The sequence below is a fragment of the Peptoniphilus sp. DNF00840 genome, from assembly GCF_001553125.1.
GTDB classification, from domain to species: Bacteria; Bacillota; Clostridia; order Tissierellales; family Peptoniphilaceae; genus Peptoniphilus_A; species Peptoniphilus_A vaginalis.
Map to the genome: position 1 here is coordinate 1 of NZ_KQ960234.1, position 2,681 is coordinate 2,681.

Sequence of the window (2,681 nt, forward strand, 5' to 3'; positions counted from 1 at the left end):
ACTTAATCCGACTCCTTTGAAGAAACTCCCTATTCGGTCGTTTCTTCTGCAGTCGCTGGATAAGCTTCTTCATCTACTCAGTCTTCGCTCTCGCTCGACTTCGTAGCGAAGACCAGAAAAAAGACAGCCACTTTTGTGACTGCCTTTGCTTAGGTTTTTTCCATATTAGCAAATCCGACTCCTTTGAAAAAACTCCCTATTCGGTCGTTTTTTCTGCAGTCGCTGGATAAGATTTTTCATCAGCTCATGCGTCGCTTACGCTTGCATTCGCTGTGAAAACCAGAAAAACCGAGACTAGTCTCGGTTTTTCTTATCATTACATCATACCCATGCCTGGATTCATTGCTGGCATTGCTGGTGCGTCTTCTTTGATGTTTGCTACTGCTGCTTCTGTTGTCAAGATCATTGATGCTACGCTTGATGCGTTTTGTAGTGCTGATCTTGTTACTTTTGTTGGGTCTACTATTCCGGCTTTTTTCATATCTACGTATTCTGACTTGTATGCGTCGAAGCCGATTCCTGCTTCTTTTGTCTTTACGTGTTCTACGATTACTGAGCCTTCTAGTCCTGCGTTTTCTGCTATTTGTTTTAGTGGTTCTTCTAAGGCTCTTAGGATAATGTTAGCTCCTGTTTTTTCGTCGCCTTCTAGTTCGTCTACAACTTTTGCAACTGCGTCGATTGAGTCGATTAGTACAGTTCCACCACCTGCAACGATTCCTTCTTCTACTGCTGCTCTTGTTGCTGCTAGAGCATCTTCGATTCTTAACTTTCTTTCCTTTAGTTCAACTTCTGTTGCTGCTCCAACTTGGATAACTGCAACTCCGCCAGAAAGTTTTGCAAGTCTTTCTTGTAATTTTTCTTTATCAAATTCTGAATCTGTTTCTTCTATTTGGTTTTTGATGTGGCTAATTCTGTTTTCAAGTTCAGCCTTGTTGCCTGCTCCATTTACAATTACAGTAAGTTCTTTTTCAACCCTAACCTTTGAAGCTGATCCAAGCATTTCAATTGTTGCATCCTTTAGGTCTTGACCTAAATCAGATGAAATAACTTGTCCACCTGTTAGGATTGCAATATCTTGAAGCATATCTTTTCTTCTGTCGCCATAGCCCGGAGCCTTTACTCCAACTACGTTTAATGTTCCTCTAAGTGAGTTAACAACTAGAGTTGCAAGAGCTTCACCATCAATATCATCTGCAATAATAAGAAGTGGTTTTGATTGTTGAAGAACTTTTTCTAATAGAGGAAGAATTTCTTGAATATTTGAAATCTTCTTGTCTGTAATTAGGATGAATGGGTCTTCTAATTCTGCAACCATCTTGTCAGAATCTGTAACCATATATGGAGATAGGTAACCTCTGTCAAATTGCATACCTTCAACAACATCTAGGCTTGTTCCCATTGATTTAGATTCTTCAACTGTGATAACTCCGTCGTTTCCAACTTTTTCCATCGCTTCAGAAATAAGCTTTCCAACTTGTTCATTAGCCGCAGAAATTGAAGCAACTTGTTCAATAGCTTCCTTTGAAGAAACTTCAGTTGAGAACTTTTTGATTTCTTCAACAGCTCTTTCAACTGCCTTAGCAATACCCTTTTGAAGAACCATTGGGTTTGCACCTGCTGCAAGGTTTCTCATACCCTCTCTAATGATAGCTTGAGCAAGTAGAGTAGCAGTTGTAGTACCATCACCTGCAACATCATTAGTCTTAGTAGCAACTTCCTTTAAAAGTTGTGCGCCCATATTTTCAAATTTATCTTCACATTCAATTTCTCTTGCAATAGTAACACCATCGTTAGTGATAAGAGGTGTGCCATATTCCTTGTCTAAGATAACATTTCTGCCCTTAGGTCCAAGAGTTACCTTTACTGTATCTGCAAGAGTATCAATTCCTTTTATTAAACCTTTTCTAGCATCTTCTGAAAATTTAATTTCCTTTGCCATATTATCATCTCTCCTTATTCAATAAGCCTTATTCAATAACTGCCAAGATGTCTTGGAACTTAATTATAGTGTATTTTTCATGGTCAAGTTCAATGTCACTTCCTGCGTATTTAGAGAAAACAACCTTGTCCCCAACCTTAACAAGTCCCTTCATATCTTCATCTTTATCTAATTTGTTGCCAGTTGCAACAACTTCTGCTATGTTTGATTCTTCCTTAGCTGAAGAAGGAAGTACAATACCAGAAGCAGTAGTTTCTTCTTTTTCTATCTTTTTAATGACAATCTTGTCATCAAGTGGTCTCAATTTCATTTATATAAGCCTCCTAAAATTTATAATCTATTTTTAGCACTCACTTATCTCTTCTGCTAATATGTATATGATAACTCAAATAAAAAAATTTTTCAAGTAGTTGGGGGAGAAAATTATTTTAAAAGCTTACGCTTTTATATTTATTGATTAAGTTATTATTTAAATAAGTTTTGTAAAGCAGAGCTTTACGATTCTTTATCCGGAGGGGGTTAGGACCTTTCGATTGGTCCGCTTGTGCCTGCGTGGCATCCCCCTCCGGGCCACCCCCAACACCTTCAACGACCTGGCAGGGGCCTTTGCCAACAACCCCGAGCGGCAGCCATCCTAAAAATTCAAAACTCGTTAAGCTTAAGATTTTAAAAATTAAAAACTTCTTATTCAAATAAGATTTCATAATAATTAGATGAATTGCAAATAATATTGCGACACCTA

Annotated in this window: 3 protein-coding genes; all 3 read right to left on the reverse strand. The window is 38.0% G+C overall.

Going from position 1 to position 2,681, the window contains the following annotated elements; genetic code table 11:
• Positions 1-316: 316 nt before the first annotated feature.
• Positions 317-1,939 carry a chaperonin GroEL gene (gene groL / locus HMPREF1864_RS06370; RefSeq protein WP_062571984.1) on the reverse strand — a complete coding sequence of 541 codons (1,623 nt, stop codon included), beginning with the start codon at positions 1,937-1,939 and terminating at the stop codon, positions 317-319.
• A 28-nt stretch (positions 1,940-1,967) separates the two neighbouring features.
• On the reverse strand, positions 1,968-2,249 hold the full coding sequence (groES, locus tag HMPREF1864_RS06375; RefSeq protein ID WP_062571985.1) for a co-chaperone GroES: 282 nt from the start codon (positions 2,247-2,249) through the stop codon (positions 1,968-1,970).
• 118 nt (positions 2,250-2,367) lie between these two features.
• On the reverse strand, positions 2,368-2,681 hold a 314-nt coding region (locus HMPREF1864_RS06380), incomplete at its 5' end, for a hypothetical protein (protein ID WP_231723513.1).

Excerpts from the sequence above, each read along its gene's own strand:
- groL (WP_062571984.1), bottom strand. The coding sequence starts at position 1,939 with ATGGCAAAGGAAATTAAATTTTCAGAAGATGCTAGAAAAGGTTTAATA.
- groES (WP_062571985.1), bottom strand. The coding sequence starts at position 2,249 with ATGAAATTGAGACCACTTGATGACAAGATTGTCATTAAAAAGATAGAA.